Origin of the sequence: Dendrosporobacter quercicolus, assembly GCF_900104455.1 — a bacterium.
Taxonomy (GTDB): domain Bacteria; phylum Bacillota; class Negativicutes; order DSM-1736; family Dendrosporobacteraceae; genus Dendrosporobacter; species Dendrosporobacter quercicolus.
This window is the reverse complement of sequence record NZ_FNHB01000007.1, coordinates 167,324-185,372: the sequence shown is the minus strand read 5'-3', so window position 1 is coordinate 185,372 and position 18,049 is coordinate 167,324. Positions and strand designations below refer to the sequence as shown.

General features: G+C 49.7%; 15 protein-coding genes. 1 reads left to right on the top strand and 14 read right to left on the bottom strand.

Annotated features, from left to right (window positions below; all coding sequences use genetic code 11):
* Positions 1-125: 125 nt before the first annotated feature.
* The 9 genes from BLR06_RS13870 to trhA form a co-directional block, all read right to left on the bottom strand.
* Positions 126-2,303 (bottom strand): DctP family TRAP transporter solute-binding subunit, encoded by a 2,178-nt coding sequence (locus BLR06_RS13870; protein WP_092074183.1) that lies wholly within the window; start codon positions 2,301-2,303, stop codon positions 126-128.
* Positions 2,304-2,399: 96 nt separating this feature from the next.
* The gene (locus BLR06_RS13865) at positions 2,400-3,737 is read right to left on the bottom strand and encodes a GntT/GntP/DsdX family permease (RefSeq protein ID WP_092074182.1); all 1,338 of its coding nucleotides are present in this window, start codon (positions 3,735-3,737) and stop codon (positions 2,400-2,402) included.
* 44 nt (positions 3,738-3,781) lie between these two features.
* A complete protein-coding gene (locus BLR06_RS13860; protein ID WP_092074181.1) occupies positions 3,782-5,293 on the bottom strand; it encodes an FGGY-family carbohydrate kinase in 1,512 nt (503 codons plus the stop codon).
* Positions 5,294-5,387: 94 nt separating this feature from the next.
* Positions 5,388-6,224 carry a class II fructose-bisphosphate aldolase gene (locus tag BLR06_RS13855; protein ID WP_092074180.1) on the bottom strand — a complete coding sequence of 279 codons (837 nt, stop codon included), beginning with the start codon at positions 6,222-6,224 and terminating at the stop codon, positions 5,388-5,390.
* Positions 6,221-7,318, bottom strand: coding sequence for a 2-hydroxyacid dehydrogenase (locus BLR06_RS13850; protein ID WP_092074179.1), 1,098 nt, complete (start codon positions 7,316-7,318; stop codon positions 6,221-6,223). Before BLR06_RS13850 ends, BLR06_RS13855 begins: the two co-directional genes overlap by 4 nt.
* A 228-nt stretch (positions 7,319-7,546) precedes the next feature.
* Positions 7,547-8,431 carry a glycine betaine ABC transporter substrate-binding protein gene (locus BLR06_RS13845; protein ID WP_092074178.1) on the bottom strand — a complete coding sequence of 295 codons (885 nt, stop codon included), beginning with the start codon at positions 8,429-8,431 and terminating at the stop codon, positions 7,547-7,549.
* A gap of 17 nt (positions 8,432-8,448) precedes the next feature.
* The gene (locus BLR06_RS13840) at positions 8,449-9,282 is read right to left on the bottom strand and encodes an ABC transporter permease (RefSeq protein WP_092074177.1); all 834 of its coding nucleotides are present in this window, start codon (positions 9,280-9,282) and stop codon (positions 8,449-8,451) included.
* Between the two features lies 1 nt (position 9,283).
* On the bottom strand, positions 9,284-10,468 hold the full coding sequence (locus tag BLR06_RS13835; RefSeq protein ID WP_092074176.1) for a quaternary amine ABC transporter ATP-binding protein: 1,185 nt from the start codon (positions 10,466-10,468) through the stop codon (positions 9,284-9,286).
* Positions 10,469-10,818: 350 nt separating this feature from the next.
* Positions 10,819-11,448, bottom strand: a complete 630-nt coding sequence (gene trhA, locus BLR06_RS13830) for a PAQR family membrane homeostasis protein TrhA (RefSeq protein ID WP_092074226.1) — start codon at positions 11,446-11,448, stop codon at positions 10,819-10,821.
* Between the two features lie 511 nt (positions 11,449-11,959).
* Between trhA and BLR06_RS13825 the strand changes: the two genes are divergently transcribed.
* Complete coding sequence (locus BLR06_RS13825; protein WP_092074175.1) at positions 11,960-12,727, top strand: SDR family NAD(P)-dependent oxidoreductase; 768 nt, start codon at positions 11,960-11,962, stop codon at positions 12,725-12,727.
* Positions 12,728-12,760: 33 nt separating this feature from the next.
* Here the strand turns inward: BLR06_RS13825 and BLR06_RS13820 are convergent, their stop codons facing one another.
* From BLR06_RS13820 to BLR06_RS13800, 5 genes are all read right to left on the bottom strand, one after another.
* The gene (locus BLR06_RS13820) at positions 12,761-13,234 is read right to left on the bottom strand and encodes a GNAT family N-acetyltransferase (protein ID WP_092074174.1); all 474 of its coding nucleotides are present in this window, start codon (positions 13,232-13,234) and stop codon (positions 12,761-12,763) included.
* Complete coding sequence (locus BLR06_RS13815; RefSeq protein WP_092074173.1) at positions 13,224-14,315, bottom strand: alanine racemase; 1,092 nt, start codon at positions 14,313-14,315, stop codon at positions 13,224-13,226. Before BLR06_RS13815 ends, BLR06_RS13820 begins: the two co-directional genes overlap by 11 nt.
* 153 nt (positions 14,316-14,468) lie before the next feature.
* Positions 14,469-16,112, bottom strand: a complete 1,644-nt coding sequence (locus BLR06_RS13810) for a hypothetical protein (protein ID WP_092074172.1) — start codon at positions 16,110-16,112, stop codon at positions 14,469-14,471.
* Positions 16,113-16,347: 235 nt separating this feature from the next.
* On the bottom strand, positions 16,348-17,322 hold the full coding sequence (locus tag BLR06_RS13805; protein ID WP_245698158.1) for a DMT family transporter: 975 nt from the start codon (positions 17,320-17,322) through the stop codon (positions 16,348-16,350).
* Positions 17,323-17,362: 40 nt separating this feature from the next.
* Positions 17,363-18,037 carry a GntR family transcriptional regulator gene (locus tag BLR06_RS13800; protein WP_245698156.1) on the bottom strand — a complete coding sequence of 225 codons (675 nt, stop codon included), beginning with the start codon at positions 18,035-18,037 and terminating at the stop codon, positions 17,363-17,365.
* Between the last annotated feature and the right edge of the window lie 12 nt (positions 18,038-18,049).

Sequence of the window (18,049 nt, the reverse complement as noted above, 5' to 3'; positions counted from 1 at the left end):
CCGCCGTCAGGCGTCTTATGGCCGGTATGCACACCGCCAAGCGCCCCGCGTTAATCTAACCGTTATGACAACACTGCACGGTTTCCATTCCTGCATTTGCTCAATTGCGCAAAATCCCCCGGCTGCTACTGTTTTATTTCGCGGCGCAGCTCCTCCAGTAAATCCTGAACCTGGCCTTTGTATTTTTCATAAACAGGCGTTACCGCCTGTTGAATACGAGCCAGTTCATCATCGGAAATCCGCGCAATTTTCATGCCGTTCCGCTCTAATTCAGGAATAATTCCGCCGGTCATTTTGCGGTTGATCTCAGTAGTATAGAGAGCGCTTTGCCTTGCGGCGGCTTCAATTACCGCCTGATCGGCAGCCGGAAGTTCATCCCACAGCTTGCCGGAATACAGCATGACAAACGGCGTATACACATGATGACTCAATGTCAGGTATTTCTGCACTTCATAGAAATTGCTGCTGGAAATGGTGGACAGTGGGTTTTCCTGCCCGTCAACCGTACCCTGACTTAACGCTGAATACAGCTGACCAAACGGAATAGGGACAGCTTCAGCCCCTAAGCAGCGAAAAGTGTCCAAATGGACGGGATTGACCATTGTCCTGATTTTCAGGCCTTTAAAGTCTTCCAGCCGGCATACCTCCCGTCTGGAATTGGTTAAATCACGAAACCCATTTTCGGCCAGCGCCAGGCCGTGAAAACCGTAGCTATTAAGAGCTTGCAGTATTTTGGCCCCAAACCGTCCCTGCAGTATTCTGTCAACGGTTTGCTCATCTTTGAACAAAAATGGAAAATCAAACAGCATAAATTCCTGGGCAATTGCGGCAACCGGAGTTGATGACATAAAGGTCATTTCCAGCTGACCCTGCTGGAGTTTTTCCAGCATTTCGGGATCTTCACCCAACTGGGCGCTATGGTAGATCTTAACTTCATACCGTCCGGGGGCTTTTTCATTAAGCAATTTAGCAAAATGCTGCATACCAAGATAGGAGGTCGAAGAATCAGACAAACTGAAAGCCACGCGGATCAGCTGTCTGTCTGATAATTTAAAGCCCATTACCGCCTGTTCCAGCTCACCCGCAAGCCGCGATAAAGAACGGGCGTTATTGGCAATCTCATCGATGGAAGCGCTTACCTGCTGGGTGCCGGCGGCCGTCGTTTCGGTAGATGCCGACGCCTCCTGTGATACGCGGACCACCTGGTCTACCGCCTGCTTTAAGGTTCCGGCAAACCCGGCCTGCTCGTCAGCCATTTGCACGACATCCCTGATTTCGCTCCGCACCGGCGCAATACAACGGGTGATCTCACTAAAGTTGTCATTGGCCTGCCCCATTTTGCCGACCTCGGCATTAATTTCACCTGATGTTGTTTTAAAAACAGTAATTACCTCATTCATATCGGTGAGCATTTGGTCAATAATTGTATTGATTTGCCCGGCTGCCCCCTGCGACTGTTCGGCCAGCTTCCGCACTTCCTCGGCGACAACGGCGAATCCCCGGCCATGTTCGCCTGCTCTTGCCGCCTCAATCGCCGCATTGAGCGCCAATAAATCAGTTTGTTTGGTAATTGTCTGGATCATATCGGCGATTTCTCTGATCTGATTGGATTTTGCCCCCACGCTTACCACCTTGGCGGTATTATTTTCCGCCTGTACGGCAATCTTGCTAATTGCCGCGGTAACCTCCTGAATCGCCGTTTTGCCGCTATCGGCCGCTACGCCAATGGCTTCGGCGTTACCGGCCAGGATTTTCAGCCTGTCGGAAGTTTTTTGCGATAGATCTGCAACCCGGTCGGTGCCTTGCGCCGCCTGCTGCGCCATATGTTCGATTTCCTGCGAATTTCCGGCTATTTCCGTCGCACTCTGGGCAATTGCCTCAACGGCCCGTTTGGCCTCATTGGCCACAGCCGCCAATTCCACACTGGAGCCTGAAAGTTTTTCCGTCTCCCCCCGCACCGTTCCCACCATACCTTTGAGCTTGGCAATGGTTTCATTAAATCCGCCGATCATTTGGCCAAAAGCATTCCTGCCCGGATAGTCGATCGGTGAAGTCAAATTGCCCGTTCCCAGGCTGTCAACACCTTGCCGGATCAATTGCAAAGGCGTGAACAGCTTTTTTAACCACAGCCACACAACCACTCCGCTCAATAATTGCAGCACGACCAACAACCCTAGTCCATACTGAAGAAAAGACTGCCAAAAATCCGGTGAAACACAAATCGCCATGCCTGCGACGGCAATCAAATTGACCGTGAGGATAATGCCCATAACGGTTAACAGTATTTCCTGTTGAATACTCATATCCGCTCTCCTTAAGTTTGGAATCCCAAAATCAACTACCTGCCGGTTGCACAAAAAGAGCGGACTGGCCGCTCTTTTTATGATACCTGAAACTATTTAGACAATTTGAGCCAATATCATGGTAATAATAATTGCAACTACGGCTGCGATGCAGGTTGCGGTTGTATAGGACTTTAAGGTATCGGTTACCGACAAGCCAAAAAATTCTTTGACAATCCAGAAACCCGAATCATTGACATGAGAAAAGCTGATAGCGCCGGCTCCGACGGCCACCGCCACCAACGCCGGGTCAAGGCCGGGATACGCCGACAGTACCGGCATAACAATGCCAACCGCCGTCATCATGGCGACTGTAGCCGATCCCACTGAAAACCGCATAACAACGGCGACTACCCACGCCAGGAGCAGAGGATTCATGGATAAGCCGGTCAAGACCTTAGCCAGTTCGGTGCCCAGTCCGCTGTCAATCAGAACTTTGTTAAAAGCCCCGCCGCCGCCGATAACCAGCAGGATGCCGGCTACAGGTCCAAAGCATTGGTCGGTAAAGGCCAACAGCTGTTTCATATCAAAGCCGCGGGCCAGCCCTAACGTGTAATAAGCGACAAAAGTTGAAATAAGTAATGCGGTAATCGGATTACCGATAAAATTTACAATAGGCATAAATGAAGCATCTTTGGGGAAATTTAATTCGATAATTGTTTTGGAAACCATAATCAGCAGCGGGAGCATAATGGTAAACAGTGTGACGCCAAAGGAAGGCATATCTTTTTCTGATACCATTTCCGTCTTTTGCAGACTCTCCGGCAGCGTAAACTTGAATTTATCGCCAATCAGATTGGCCCATAGCGGACCGGCAATAATTGCCGACGGCAATCCCACAATGATGCCATAGAGAATAACCCGCCCGATGTCGGCCTTTAATGATCCGGCAATTGCCATTGCCGCCGGATGGGGCGGTAAAATACAATGTACCGTAATCAGCGAAATCGCCGTCGGAATACCAATGCTCACCATCGACAGCCCGGTTTCCTTGGCAACGCTGAATACCAGAGGAATTAACAGCACAAACCCAACTTGGAAAAAAACCGGAATACCGGCCACAAAGCCGACAATCATCATTGCCCAGCCGGCTCTTTGCTTGCCTAAAGCTTCAATCATCGTGCGGGCCAGACGCTGTGCGCCATGCGAGACTTCCAGCATTTTGCCCAAAATTGTGCCAAGACCCAGGATTGTGGCTAAAAAGCCCAAAGTACCTCCCATCCCGGCCTCAATAGAGGCGCCAATCTTCGCCAGCGGCATGCCGGTCGCAAAACCGACGAACATGCAGGCCACAATTAAGGTTACGAAGGTGTGCAGACGTACTTTCATAATCAGGAACACGATCAAGCCGATTGAGGCCAGTAGCACTAACATGAGTGCTGCAGTTGTACTCATTCTTTCTCTCCCCCTTTAGTTTTGTTTATCACATTTATATGAACCTATAGTGGATTGCTAAACAATTCATAAATACCGCACCGGTGAAGAGATTGATACAGCTCGTCTTTGCGCTTGAAGAGAATGCGGTATTTATCGACATTGACCGGATCAGGCTGGAATACAATGGGCTGGTTTGGACAAATGGCCTGGAAGGCAGCGGCATGATCCTGATAGATGCCCAGGGAGACTGCCGCGCTCATTAGCGCGCCCAGGGAAGAGGCTTCGCTGTTATCATAGCGGATAACCCGTTTATTAAAACAATCCGCCTGAATCTGATTAAAGAGATCAAAGGCCACCAGACCGCCCGCGACACTAACGGTGGACATTTCCGGCACCAGGTTTTCAATGAGCGAAAGGTTATGCGCAATCTCCAATGAAATTCCTTCTAAAATTGCCCTGGTAAAGTCGCGGCGCTGCGTTCCCAGGGATAAATTAAGGAACATGCCCTTCGCCAGTGGATTCCAGTAAGGAGCGGCGCTGCCTTCAAAATGGGACAACATCATGACGCCGTTAGCTCCAACCGGGGACTCAGCGGCTTCTTTATTGATGATTTCATAAGACTTTTCGCCTTCAGGATAAAACTGTTCCCTAAACCAGCGATGGATTGACCCGGTATTGAATATGCCGGCTTCTACAATCCACTTGCCCGGAATAGCTGCTGCACTGCACAGGGTACGGCTTTGGGCGTCGAATTGCGGCGCTTCGGAGTAGGCAATGACAAAAGAGCCTGTTCCGGTATTGGCCTCGGCATATCCGGGACGCAGAATATTGAGCGCCAGCGCAGCGCATTGCTGATCCCCGCCGCCGATAATCACCGGGATCCCGGTCTTTAAACCCGTCAATCCGGCAATACCGCTTTCCAGCAAGCCGGCCTGCGCTCCCGGCGGGCATAACTCAGGCAATTTACTCAATGGAATTCCACTGATCCTTACCATATCTTCATCCCATTGAAAAGTGTTAATATTCATTAGCAAAGTCCGGCAAGCCTGCGTCCAGTCGGTAACATATACACCGGTCAACAGCTTTACAACATAATCCTGCACGCCGATCAGTTTTTCCGCCTTCTTGTATATTTCCGGCCGCTCATCCTTGAGCCACATCATCTTCGGCACGGAAAAATAAGGGTTGGCCCTTAGACCGGTACGCCGGTAAATTTCTTCAAGGCCTAGCTCGCCCAGCAATTGATCGCATTGCGCCATACTCCGCCGGTCCTGCCACATGATGGCGGGATGAAGCGTCTCCCCTGCATGATCGACCGGAATAACCGAAGCGCGCTGGGAAGTTACAACAATTGCATCAATAGAAAGGTTATTGTCCCGGATAAAATTACTTGACTTCTTCAACGTAATAATTAAAGAATCCTGCCAGGTCAGCGGATTTTGCTCAACATGGTTATTGCTGAAAAAATCCGAGTGATATTCATGTGATGCCCGGTTTAACAGCTTGCCGGTAATGTCGTAAAGCATGGCTTTTAAACTGGAGGTACCAACATCAAGCACCAAAATATGTTCCATTTTTCCGCCTCCGTTTCTCATTCGCAATTTTAGCATTATTGCAAAAAATCAACCCATTTCAAACCCCTTAAGGGGTTTGAAATGATCGCTTCGGCTAAATCGCCCGAAACATTGTTGAATACTTTTTAACAACTTCCTTGACATAGTCAACTTCTTTACACGCCAGCTGTGATAAATGATAAGCTTTTCCTGACTGAAGCAGTTCCTTCACTTTTTCTATCGTATACAAAGAAATCTCAGTATTGACGTTAATTTTGGCAATGCCATTTCTGATGCATCTCTTCACAATTTCCTCCGGCGTTCCTGAGCCGCCATGCAAAACGAGCGGCAAGTCCACCTGAGCAGCAATTTTCTTGAGAATTTCCACGTCTACCTTGGGCGTGCCTTTATACATGCCATGTACGGTACCGATCGAAACAGCCAGCGCATCAACCTTTGTTTCAGCGACAAACCTGGCGGCCTGCTCCGGATTGGTGTAAATTTCCTCACCAGACTCTTCATTGGAAAACTCCCCGCCGGCTAAAGCGCCGAGTTCGGCTTCCACACTGACATTAGCGGCATGAGCAATGGCTGCGATCTGGGCAGTCTGTTTGATATTCTCTTCAAAAGGCAGGCTGGAGCCATCATACATTACCGAAGTAAAGCCGGCTTTTATGGCCTGGACGATATGGTCAAAGGACTTGCAATGATCCAAATGGAGCGCCAGGGGGATTTTTACCCTTTTGGACATAGCGTCAACCAGCGCAAAAACCTCATCAACGGTCATATTGGTGAGATAATTTTCACCAAAGGCTACAATTGCCGGATAGCCCAGTTCATTATTTGCTTCAATAACGCCGCGAATCGTTTCATAGTTGTAGACATTGAAAGAACCAATCGCGTATCTTTTTCTCCGGGCATCAGGCAGCAATTGGGCTAAATTGACCATCATTGCTGAACACCTGCCAGCCATTCTTTAAATGCAGGCTGCTCAAGCACCTCTTTATTGATGACAAAACGCGGTTTCTGCCCCTGCAGGAGCTTGCTGATATCCTCCAGCAAAATTTCCGGCGAGCGGGTCAGCGCTTCTTTCGTTGTGCCGGCAATGTGGGTGGACAACGTTACATTATCCAGCGTTAAAAACTCACTATCGGGTTTTAAGGGTTCATCTAAAAATACATCAAGCCCGGCGCCGGCAATTTTTTTCTCCCGCAGAACACTAAGCAGGGCTTGCTCATCCACCAAACCGGCCCGGCCGGTATTGATTAAATAAGCCGTTGATTTCATCAATCCCAGTTCTTTGGCCCCTACCATATTTTTCGTGCTTTCGCTCATACGGGCATGCAGGCTGATAAAATCACTGTCGCTAAACAGCTTGTCTTTTTCTACCAGAGTGGCGCCGGCGGCGCTAACGTCTTCAGGCTTGACAAAAGGATCGTATACCAGAATATTGACGCCGAACCCGGATAGTTTTTGCGCAACCAGCCGCCCGATATAGCCAAAGCCGACGATGCCGACATTCTTGCCCTTTAATTCGGGTACCCAGCTGGAATTGGAAAACGCCTTGCGCCACTGCCCGTTTTTGATCGCAAAATGGGCTCTGGCAATATTTCGGCATTCCGATAACATCAGGCCAACGGCAAAATCTGATACGGCTTCAGCATTGCGGCCTTCAATATTGAACACCAGAATACCGCGTTTCGTGGCTTCCTTAACGTTCACATTCTCCAAACCAGCCCGTGATACACCGGCAATTTTCAAATTCGGCATGGCGTCAAATACTTTTGAAGAAATAGGCAGAAATAACCCGGCCAGTAGTTCGGCGTCTTTTCCTTCGGCTTTGATGAGCGCATCCACTTCTTCAATCTCAGGGCCTTTCTTTTCGACCTCCAGCCGTCTGGCCTGGAGCTTTTGCCAGTCCGGTTCCCAGTCGCTCACCTTTACCTCCGAGGTAAAGCCGCTAAGATATTTTTGGGCGGCAAGCTGAAATTCGCTGCCAACAATCATCGCATCGCCAATGAGTAAAGCTTTCAATTTTTTTGCCATAAACCTTGCACCTCTTGTTTAGTTTTTTTACTACTACCAAAATCATTAAGCAGTTATTTTACTACTGTATTCGCTTTTGATTCAATTATTCCTGCTAAATTGGAAAAAATTATCCCTTTTTTTGCAAAATTACCGCCCGAACATAGATTTACCGTAAAACAAGCAAAATATGTAAAGCCCCCGCCCATGCCTTGCGGCATGAAAGCGGGGGCTAACCCTTTACAACGGCTACTTTTGCGGCAGCCAGCCAGTTACCACCTGTTCGTTCTTTTGCACCCATTCCCGGGAGCTTTTTAGCGGATCATCACTCTCAGCAATTAAGCCCATCAGGCTTCCCAGCTGTTCATCATTCAGTTTAAAGTTTTTAAAAAACTGAGCCACTTCCGGTAAATCCTGCTCAATATCCTTGCGGCCTACAATATGAATGCTTTCCACCCCACCATAGATTCCTTTGGGTTCTTCAAGAAATTTCAGTTTCCAGGTGGCAAACTTCCAATGAGGTTTCCAGCCGGTTACCACAATCCATTCCTGTTTTTCAATCGCATCCTTTAGCGCCGCAGTCATTGCCGGGCCGCTGCTACTCATCAGCTGATAATCAAGCTGATAATCTTTGATCACCTGATCGGTCGCCTTCATCATACCGGCTCCTGAATCAACGCCGACAATCCTGCCGTCCATTTTGTCTTTCACCGAATTTAATTCCTCAATACTGTTGATGGTAACATATTCCGGAACAACCAGGCCAATCCGTCCTCCCACAAAGCTTGTGCCCAGATCTACCAGCCTGTCGCCATATTCCTTCATATAGGTTTCATGCGTCACCGGCAGCCAGGTATCCAGAAAAGCATCATAGTCGCCATTGGCGACAGATGAAAATACTGGCGCAACATCAGCCATGGTTACCTCAACCTGGTAGCCCATTTTTTCTTCTAAAACAACTTTGGCCAAATAGGTCATGGCAACCCCTTCAGCCCAATTGACATAACCAAGCCGCACCGTTTTTTTCCCGTTTTGTCCGCTTTCCGGCTGGCCGCCGCAGCCGGCCAGTCCCAAAGTAATTGCCATTACGGCAATCAGCGTGAAGATCAAAGTTTTTTTCCATGTAGTTCGCATAAAATTCCTCCTCAAATTTAAGTTTTCTTGCGTTTATTATTGGCAAAGCTCTGCGATATACGATCCAGAATCATAGCCAGCACGACGACGGCCACGCCGCTTTCAAAACCGCGGCCGATCTTCAGTTGGGTGATCCCTTTTAGCACTTCTTCACCCAGGCCCCCGGCCCCAATCATCGCGGAAATTACCACCATCGAAAGCGACAGCATAATCGTCTGGTTCACACCGGCTAAAATCGTAGGTATCGCAATCGGCAGCTGAACCTTAAATAATAATTGTCCTGGCGTTGAGCCAAATGATTTGGCGGCTTCCACCACATCGGCCGGCACTTGCCGGATGCCCAGGCTGGTCAGGCGGACAGCGGGCGGCATGGCGAAAATAACGGTTGAAACCGCCCCCGGAACTTTGCCCAGCTTGAAAAACAGAATTGCCGGAATAAGATAAACAAACGCCGGCATCGTCTGCATAAAGTCCAGGATAGGACGGACAATCCGGTCGGCTTTATCGCTGCGGGATGTCCAAATGCCCACAGGAATGCCGATCACCAATGCGATCAACGCCGAGGTCAGCACCAGAGCCAGCGTTTGCATCGTTTGCGTCCAGAGGTCCATGCTGTAAATCAGGGTTAGGCCGACCAGTGTAAAGACCGTTACCCCTCGTCCCGCAACCCGCCAGGCCAGAAGTACGAACAGAGCGATAACAACAATAGCCGGAAAGAACAGCAAAACATCCTCAAATCCGGTGATAAAGCTCAGCAGCCCGGTCCTGACCACAGTAAAAAGTCCGTCAAAATTCAGCCGCAGCCAGTTAATAAACGCTTCAAAGACTGTCCCAATCGGTAAATTAATCATTTTATGCTCCCTCCCCGACAATGCTGGAAATCACCGAAGCCCGGCCAATAATGCCAATCATCACTTGATCATTATTCAGGACGACAATGGGGGATCTGGCATTGAATGCCACCGGAAGCAAATCAAGAATGGGCGTCTCAGGTAAAGCCAAAGGAACATCATCAATGATAATTTCGCTGAGGTCATGCTTGCCGCTGCGCACCAGTTCCATAGCAGCCTCAATCCTGATCATTCCCAGGAAACGGCGGTTGGCGTCAACGGCGTAAATACTGGAAATATTTTCTTCCTTCATCCGGCGCACCGCCACCCGCGGCCCGTCTTTGGGCAACACCAGCGGTTCCGGCTTTTTCATAATCGAAGCGGCGGTAAGTACTTTGGCCCGGTCAACATCCTGGACAAAATCACGCACATAATCATCCGCCGGCTGAGTTAGTATATCTTCCGAGGTGCCGACCTGAATTACCTGCCCGTCCCGCATCATTGCCACCCGGTCGCCTATTTTCAGCGCTTCATCCAGATCATGGGTAATAAACACAATGGTTTTGTGCATTTTGGCCTGCAGCTCAAGCAATTCATTCTGCATTTCCTTCCTGATCAGCGGGTCAAGTGCACTGAAAGCCTCATCCATGAGTAATATATCCGGATCGGTCGCCAACGCCCGGGCCAGACCGACCCGCTGCTGCATACCGCCGCTCAGTTCATCAGGCATGGACTCTTCATAACCTTTTAATCCGACCAGTTCAATTGCCTGGTGCGCTTTTTCGCGCCGCTCGGCGGCAGGGACTCCCTGAACTTCCAGGCCATACTCCACATTGGCGCAGATATTGCGATGGGGAAACAATGCAAATTTTTGGAAAACCATCGCAATTTTCTTGCGCCGGATTTCCAACAACTTTTCATTGTCGGCGGTTAGAATATTTTCACCTTCAATTAAAATTTCACCGGACGACGGCTCAATCAGGCGGTTCAAGCAACGAATAAGCGTTGATTTTCCACTGCCCGACAGTCCCATCACCACAAAAATTTCCCCCTGGGTTACTTCAAGGCTTACATTGTTGATTCCCACTGTATGCCCTGTCTTAGCATGAATCTCGGCCTTGGAAAGGCCTTGCTCAATGAACGGCCAAACGGTTTGGGGCTGTGGTCCGAAAATTTTGTATAAATGTTTGATCGTTATAACAGCCATAAATTGCCTCCTTTGTTAGCCAGTTACATACAACCTCATATTATTATATAAGTTGTTAGCTGTCAATATATGCATACTTTTTCAACCTGTCAACTGTCTGATTAAATTGCGCAATAACGGTTTCGCAAAAAATCGTCCAAACACTATTGATCATCAAGTATCTGGCGCTCCAGCCCCATTCGAAAACCACCGCTCATACCGGAGCCAAAAAAATTTTTGACTGACCGTAAAGGAGCTGAACAGGTCCGCTGTGTTATTATTTCTAAGATGGCAGCAAAAAACACCGTAAACCCAGAAATAGGTTTACGGTGTTTCGCGAAATCCCCAGTAAGTATGGCCGCCAGGCCGGGTCAGTCAAGAACCGCAATCGGCAGAATATACCTGAAAACAACGAAAAAGTGGGCGGCGCTGCCGGCCATGACAAACAAATGCCATATCGCATGATTAAACGGCAGGCGGCGAGCCAGGTAAAACAAGGCCCCCACCGTATATAAAACGCCTCCGCCAATCAGCCAGTATAAGCCTTCAACAGCCAGGGTCGCCAGCAGCGGTTTAATCATAACCACCGCCGCCCACCCCATCACAATATAACATAAGGTAGACAACACCTTAAACCGTTTGACAAAGAAAATCTTTAAGACAATCCCCAGCAAGGCCAAGGCCCAAATGACGCTAAATATTGTCCAGCCAATAACGCCATGCAAAGGAACCAGTGTAAAAGGCGTATACGTACCGGCAATTAAGAGATAAATCGCCGCATGATCAATAATCTTAAACACATACTTGACTTTTAAATTCGTAAAACTGTGGTACAGGGTAGAAGCCAAATACAGCAGCACCAAAGAAACGCCATAGATGACAAAGCTGACAATATGCCAGGCCCCGCCATAAACATAAGCGGCTACTGTAAGAACTCCCAGCCCGAACAACGCCAGGCAAGCCCCTATGCCATGAGTTACTGCATTTACTATTTCTTCCAGCATGCCGCCGGAAACACTTACAGATTTCGCCATCAAGGTCCCTCCTTTTTTCCAGTATCTCTGCCAGTTACGCCTGCTGCCCGGCCGGCATTCTGACCGCGATAGAATTCCCGGTACCGGGCGTCGCTTAAATTTTGAGATTAGAATGCGAGGATTTTTTTGCCCTGCGGGGCGGAGAAGTAATACTGCCTCTGAATTAAGCACTTTTGCTTTGCCTTCGTTTTTATTTTATAATAGAAAACAGCCTTAAGCAACTGGTTTACCTAAGGCTACCACTAGTTTATTCTCATTTTTCATTGCTCATTCAGGCAATTACAAGAAATGCCTTACAATTGAGAATTAATTTCACCAGGGCAAACGGCGGACACGGCCTTCCCGGCCCTCCTCCCGGCAATCGCCGCGGTTAATTGCCCGGTATTATGAAAACGGCTGTTGTTCAGCGGTTCACAGGACTCCAAGTATCTGCGGGGTGCTAAGCAGCACAATAACAGCAATCTGGAAGAAGGTGTACATGATTTACGATTTCAGCAATAAAGCGGTATTAATCACCGGCGGTACATCCGGCATCGGGCTGGCTACCGCTAAAACCCTGCTGGCCGGCGGCGCAAAAGTCGCTATTGCCGGCAGCAGCCGGGCTAAAGGACAAACGGCCCTGGCCGAACTGGCTGATTGGGCAGGATCGGTAAAATTCATTCAGGGAAATGTCGCCCAGGTCAGCGAATGCCAGAGCATCGTTAAGGGAGCGGCAGGTTATTTGGGCAAAATAGATATTGTGATCAATTCGGCCGGCATTTATCTTGAAAAACCGATCGACGAGGTTACCGAGGAAGAATATCAATTGGTCATTGATGTTAACCTCAAAGGAACTTATTTTATTGCCAAATATGCCATTCCCGAATTAAAGAAAACCGGTAATGGAGCGATTGTCAATGTATCGTCCGATGCCGGTATTAACGGTAATTTATTATGTACTGCCTATTGCGCCGCCAAGGGAGCGGTAACCACTTTCAGTAAAGCTTTAGCGCTGGAGCTGGCGCCCCATCAGATCCGGGTAAATTGCGTTTGTCCCGGAGACATTGACACACCCATGTTAAAAACACAATTGGCCGCAGCCGCCGATCCGGTTAAGCAGCTGTGGGAGATGGCCGGGATCTACCCAATTGGCCGGATTGGCCGGGCCGCTGAGGTAGCGGCGGCAATTTGCTTCCTGGCCTCCGATCAGGCTTCGCTCATCACCGGTGTCGCTTTGCCGGTCGACGGCGGCCTGACCGCCTGTTGACGCATCGCCGTAACCGCTTTGACGCGCTAGCTGTTACTCCTTTCTGCCGGCGAAATTCTCTAAGGACACCGTCATGACCACCCGGTGCTCACCGGCCCCATATTCATCTCTTCTGATTGTGGTGCGGGCAAAGCCCAGTTTGGTTTCATACACCCGGATTGCGGCTGTATTCTCCAGGCTTACCGTCAGTTCAACCGCCGCCAGGCCCTCATCAGCCAGGATTTGCAGCGTTTGTTTAATAAACTCCGTGCCCAGTCCCCGGCCGCGAACCTTTTCATCCATGGCTACGCCTACCATGTAGGCGCTGCGGGGATTATCCCAATCCAGCATATATTGTACGCACCCGGCAATTTCTCCCTGCCGGAGGGCTGTAAACACCCGCCCGTGCCGGATGAGCGGAACCAGCTGCCATTCATTCATTCCCCCCTGGCCAAACGCCGCCTTGTCCAGCTGCACCAATCGCTGCACCAGTTCTAAATCGGCTTGCCTCAGCAACTCAATTTTCATTACTGTCCCTCCCGGTAAATACTTTTTTTATGTAGCGCGAATCACTGGCCGACAGTAAACCGGAATAACTTAAACCAAAGGCAATCTGGTCGCCCACTTTGATGCTCCGGGATGAATCGGTAATATCAACAATGGTGTGATCGCTGCTGGCTCCCATGATATTCAGCGTTTTATCCAGCGGAAAAATCCCTTCAATATATACATCCTGCCTGCCTAGCGCCAAAATAGCCCTTTTTCTTATTCCGGTATCTTCAAATTCCGGAATATTGCCAAAAGCATCCTGACCGATCTCGCCTACGGGTACCGACGGTTTATCTTTAACCTCAATAACCTCGGCCCTGAGCAGGAAAGCATCCTGGTACAGCCAGGGAATGACCCTGTTGTGGGTTGTGTCTGTACCCAGGAGAATTCCTTCGCCCACCCGCAATTGATTGATGCCTGCAGGCATCGTATTGTTTTCCACCAGCAGCAGACTGGACGTCCCGCCGCCGGAAAGTATGGCCAGAGGCTGGCCTGACTGCCGTTCCACAGCCTGCCCTAATTGGACCAGAAGCCCTAAATTATCAATACTTGGCAGTACACCGCCAAAACAGCCCATATTGGTTCCCAGCCCCACCAAAGATACTCCGGAAAAACGGCTGATCTGTCTTACCGTACTCAGCACATTTTCCTGCATAACCCCTTCCCGTAAATCGCCCAAATCAACCATTAACACAATTTGATGAACCTTGCCCATTTTGCTTGCTGCTTCAGCCAGGGCTTTAATGACAGTCACTTCGGAGTTGATGCTGGTATCGGCATATTTGACCACATAGGCGATATCGCTGAGACGGGGAATCCTTAATAACGTAATCGGGTTCTTAAAATCCCTTTTCCGCAGTTGGACAATATTTTCCATTCTGGCGTCGGCCAGACCGTCAATACCGCCGGCCACCATTGCGCGCACAATTTGATACATAGCGCTAAACCCTTTGGTGACCCCAATCACCGCTATACCTTTCGCCCGGCATTTTGTCGCAACCCGGGCGGAATTAGCCCTGATTTTGTCTAAGTCAATCTCCAGCGTTAAACCGCTTTGCATAGGCATCTCCTCCATTCACCGCAATTTTCAAATTCATTATGGTTATTATATCCTAATAATACCAGCAAATTACAAATGATACAAACAGTACGGGGATTTACGCTGACAAAAAGGTACCGGCAGACTGCCGGTACCTTTTTTCATTCCATCTTATTAAAAATCAACTTTTTCTCTCGGCTGAGGTTGGCCGGGTTTGCCGTTGATCATATCGTCTACCCGTTCGTCCAGGTTTTCTTTCGCTTGCTGAGCCTTATCGGCCGTCAAACGGCCATTTTCTTCAGCCTCATCAATCCGGCTGGTCATTTGGCTGACCAGCAAAGCTTTCAGTTCCTGCTCGCTTACTCCCTGTTCTTCGGCAAACTCAGCCAGAGTCTTGCCGCCCTTTAATTCGCTTTGCAGCGTTTGAGCATCCGTTTTCAGTAAGGCCAGCAATTCCTGATTGTTAAACAGGTTCGGTCCGTGTCCTCGGTGCATCGGCGCTTTGCCGTTGATCATATCGTTTACCCGCTCGTCCAGGCCTGCTTGCGCTTGCTGGGCTTGATCGGCCGTCAAGCGGCCGGCTTGTTCAGCCTCGTCAATCCGGCTGGCCATTTGACTGACCAGCAAAGCTTTCAGTTCCTGCTCGCTTACTCCCTGCTCTTTGGCAAACTCAGCCAGAGTCTTGCCGCCCCTTAATTCGCTTTGCAGCGTTTGGGCATCCGTTTTCAGCAAGGCCAGCAATTCCTGATTGTTGGCTAACGCCCCCTGCTTCGGGCCGTGGCCTCTATGCATTGGCGCTTTGCCGTTGATCATATCGTCTACCCGTTCGTCCAGGTTTTCTTTCGCTTGCTGAGCCTTATCAGCCGTCAAGCGGCCGGCTTGTTCAGCCCCGTCAATCCGGCTGGTCATTTGACTGACCAGCAAAGCCTTCAGTTCCTGCTCGCTTACTCCCTGCTCTTTGGCAAACTCAGCCAAAGTCTTGTCCTTTAATTCGCTTTGCAGCGTTTGGGCATCCGTTTTCAGTAAGGCCAGCAATTCCTGATTGTTGGCTAACGCCCCCTGCTTCGGGCCGTGGCTTCTATGCATTGGCGCTTTGCCGTTGATCATATCGGTTACCCGTTTGTCCAGATCCTTTTTCATGGTTTTGGCCTGATCACTGTCAATTCGCCCTGCTTTGACGCCTTCATCAATCCGGGCTGTCATTTCAGCAGCCATAACAGATTTCAGTTTCTTTTCCGATACACCCTGTTCTTTGGCAATTGCCGCCAGTGTCTTGCCAGCCTGCAACTCGCTGTTCAGTGTTTCAGCATCGATTTTCAACAATTCCAGCAATTTTTCATTAGCGGCAAAGCCAGGGCCGTGGCCTTTATGGCCTTGCATCGGGCCTTTGCCATTAATTATATCAGACACATGCTGATCCATATTGTCCTTGATTTGCTGCGCCTTTTCAGCTGAGATACGGCCATTGGCAACGCCCTCATCAAGCCGCTGTGTCATATGCTCAGCCACGAAGTCACGCAGCGTTTGCTCAGGCACCCCCTGCTCATTCGCAATATCCAGCAAGGTTTGGCCGGAGTCGATTTTCTCCTTAAACGTATCGGCGTCTATTTTCAGAAGATCCAGCAACGCCGCATCATCGCCATGAACAACCCGCATTCCGCCTTTTTTCTCATGCCCGCTTTTATCGGCGAATTCATGCGCCGCCTGCCCGCTGCGGACATCCTGCTGCCCGGCGGGAGTAGCTGCCATGACCAGTCCGTTCGTAGCAAGCATCGTAGCAACACTAAGCGCAACCAGTAACTTTTTATTTTTATTCATACTACACACCATCCCTTATATGATTTAAATTGTTAACGCATGATTTGTATTATGAACTGCAAATTTTAGAATAACTTTTGAAAACAGCTAAAATATTTACCATTTTATGAAATTTTTTCCTCAAAGCCTAAAACAGCAATACAGCCTAATGGAAGTAAAAAACGACTGACGCCGGATACCGCGTATCTCAGTGTCAATCGTTTTTGCGCTTACCCCCGCTGGCACCTGGTCGGTACTAACCTTGATAACTGCCTGAATTCTCGGGATAGGCCGCCGTTTTTTCGGCTGGTTTTAAATTTAAACTGTGCAGGATCATGCCTGTTACAATAATGACAATTCCAGCGAGCGGCCAGCCTGACGGCACTGCTCCCGCCAAAAACAGTACCTCCCCGATCACCGTAAATACCACTTCCCCGGCCTGGGTAGCTTCAATAATAGCCAGCTTGCGGGGATCCCCCTGCGCCTTATCGGTTGCATAAAAGAACAACACCGTCGCAATGATCCCCGACAATACGGCGACCAGCAGCGTCTGGGCCAGTTGGTCCGGAGCGGGCGGCCCGGCTGTAGCAGCCCCGTATAAAGACAAGACCAGCCAGAAAGGCAGGCTGGCAATTGTCATGCCAAGCACTCGCTGAAAGACATCCAGGCGGCCGGCGCACACCACCATCATTTTGCGATTGCCCAGGGGATAGGCAAAAGCGGCAATCACCACCGGTAAGACTCCGGCCAGCATTGCGGCCGGCTCCAGGCCGGCAGTATCCCGGGTTTGAATGAATACCACCCCCAGCAGGATAAAGGCCGAAATAAGCAGCTCCCTGGCCGGAATCTTTTGCCTGCCGGGCTTACCGCCGGCGCCTGGTTCAGCCTGGTGATAAAACAGCGGCACCAGCAAAGAGCCGGCGACAATGGTTATCTGCCAGGTTCCCGCGGCCATCCAGGCAGGTCCGTAAGCGGCGGCAAAGCATAGCGGCGCGTAAAACAAGCCGAAGCCTACCGTACTCCAGATAATCCAGGCCGCCGGCTGTGCTGTCAGTTCTTCCAGCAGTGGCCGTAAATTCCGGCGAAAGGCCACAATGGCCAGCAAAAAAGGCAAGGTAAAAAAATAACGCAGAGCTGCACTCCAAACCCAGCTGCCCCCCGCCAAATCCATCGCCCGGTTAAGAACAAAGGTGGACGCAAAAAATAATGCCGCCAGCAGTCCAATGATCATTACACGCACAATTATCCCTCTCTTTCAGTAAAAGCCGGGCTTATCCCTGGCCATGATGAAGATATTCACACAAGCTGCCGCTGGCTGCCAGCATATGCCGGCGCAAAACAGTTTGAGCCTGTAGGATATCTTTCCCGGCGCAGGCAGCCAATAACTCCCGGTGCTCCTGTTGAGACTGCTCATGAAAATTCATGGTTGCCAGGTATAACCGCATATAGCGTTCCACATTATTGTGCAGTATTTGAATCATGCTTAATAACCGCGGTCTGTCGGCCCCCTGGTACAAAACCTGATGAAACTGCCAGTTCAAGCCGCCGCAGTCGCTGCTGGCCGGCGCACAGTCCGCCTGCTGCAGAATTTGGCCTGCTTTGGTCAGGTCGGCAGACTGCAGATAAGGAATGGATAATTCCAGCGCCCCGCTTTCCAAAAACAGCCTGATCTCAAAAATTTCCCGGGCTTCGGCCGCCGATAAAGCAGTCACTGCCACACCGCGATTGGGAGAAAACTTGACCAGGCCCTCGGCTTCCAGGTTTTTTAGGGCTTCACGAACCGGGCTCAGGCTTACCTGTAACCAGCCGGCCAATGCCTCTTGCTTTAATTGCTGTCCGCCCGCCAGTTCACCATTTAAGATTGCTTCCCTCAGCTTTTCAACTACCAGATCAGACATCGTCCGGTGTTCAATTTTATTGCTTTTAATCAAATTCATTTTTTTCATATTGGTACTATA

What these genes read in the sequence shown, in the direction of transcription:
- BLR06_RS13870 (WP_092074183.1), bottom strand. Translation starts at nt 2,303, where the DNA reads ATGAGTATTCAACAGGAAATACTGTTAACCGTTATGGGCATTATCCTC.
- BLR06_RS13865 (WP_092074182.1), bottom strand. Translation starts at nt 3,737, where the DNA reads ATGAGTACAACTGCAGCACTCATGTTAGTGCTACTGGCCTCAATCGGC.
- BLR06_RS13860 (WP_092074181.1), bottom strand. Translation starts at nt 5,293, where the DNA reads ATGGAACATATTTTGGTGCTTGATGTTGGTACCTCCAGTTTAAAAGCC.
- BLR06_RS13855 (WP_092074180.1), bottom strand. Translation starts at nt 6,224, where the DNA reads ATGATGGTCAATTTAGCCCAATTGCTGCCTGATGCCCGGAGAAAAAGA.
- BLR06_RS13850 (WP_092074179.1), bottom strand. Translation starts at nt 7,318, where the DNA reads ATGGCAAAAAAATTGAAAGCTTTACTCATTGGCGATGCGATGATTGTT.
- BLR06_RS13845 (WP_092074178.1), bottom strand. Translation starts at nt 8,431, where the DNA reads ATGCGAACTACATGGAAAAAAACTTTGATCTTCACGCTGATTGCCGTA.
- BLR06_RS13840 (WP_092074177.1), bottom strand. Translation starts at nt 9,282, where the DNA reads ATGATTAATTTACCGATTGGGACAGTCTTTGAAGCGTTTATTAACTGG.
- BLR06_RS13835 (WP_092074176.1), bottom strand. Translation starts at nt 10,468, where the DNA reads ATGGCTGTTATAACGATCAAACATTTATACAAAATTTTCGGACCACAG.
- BLR06_RS13825 (WP_092074175.1), top strand. Translation starts at nt 11,960, where the DNA reads ATGATTTACGATTTCAGCAATAAAGCGGTATTAATCACCGGCGGTACA.
- BLR06_RS13820 (WP_092074174.1), bottom strand. Translation starts at nt 13,234, where the DNA reads ATGAAAATTGAGTTGCTGAGGCAAGCCGATTTAGAACTGGTGCAGCGA.
- BLR06_RS13815 (WP_092074173.1), bottom strand. Translation starts at nt 14,315, where the DNA reads ATGCAAAGCGGTTTAACGCTGGAGATTGACTTAGACAAAATCAGGGCT.
- BLR06_RS13810 (WP_092074172.1), bottom strand. Translation starts at nt 16,112, where the DNA reads ATGAATAAAAATAAAAAGTTACTGGTTGCGCTTAGTGTTGCTACGATG.
- BLR06_RS13805 (WP_245698158.1), bottom strand. Translation starts at nt 17,322, where the DNA reads ATGATCATTGGACTGCTGGCGGCATTATTTTTTGCGTCCACCTTTGTT.
- BLR06_RS13800 (WP_245698156.1), bottom strand. Translation starts at nt 18,037, where the DNA reads ATGAAAAAAATGAATTTGATTAAAAGCAATAAAATTGAACACCGGACG.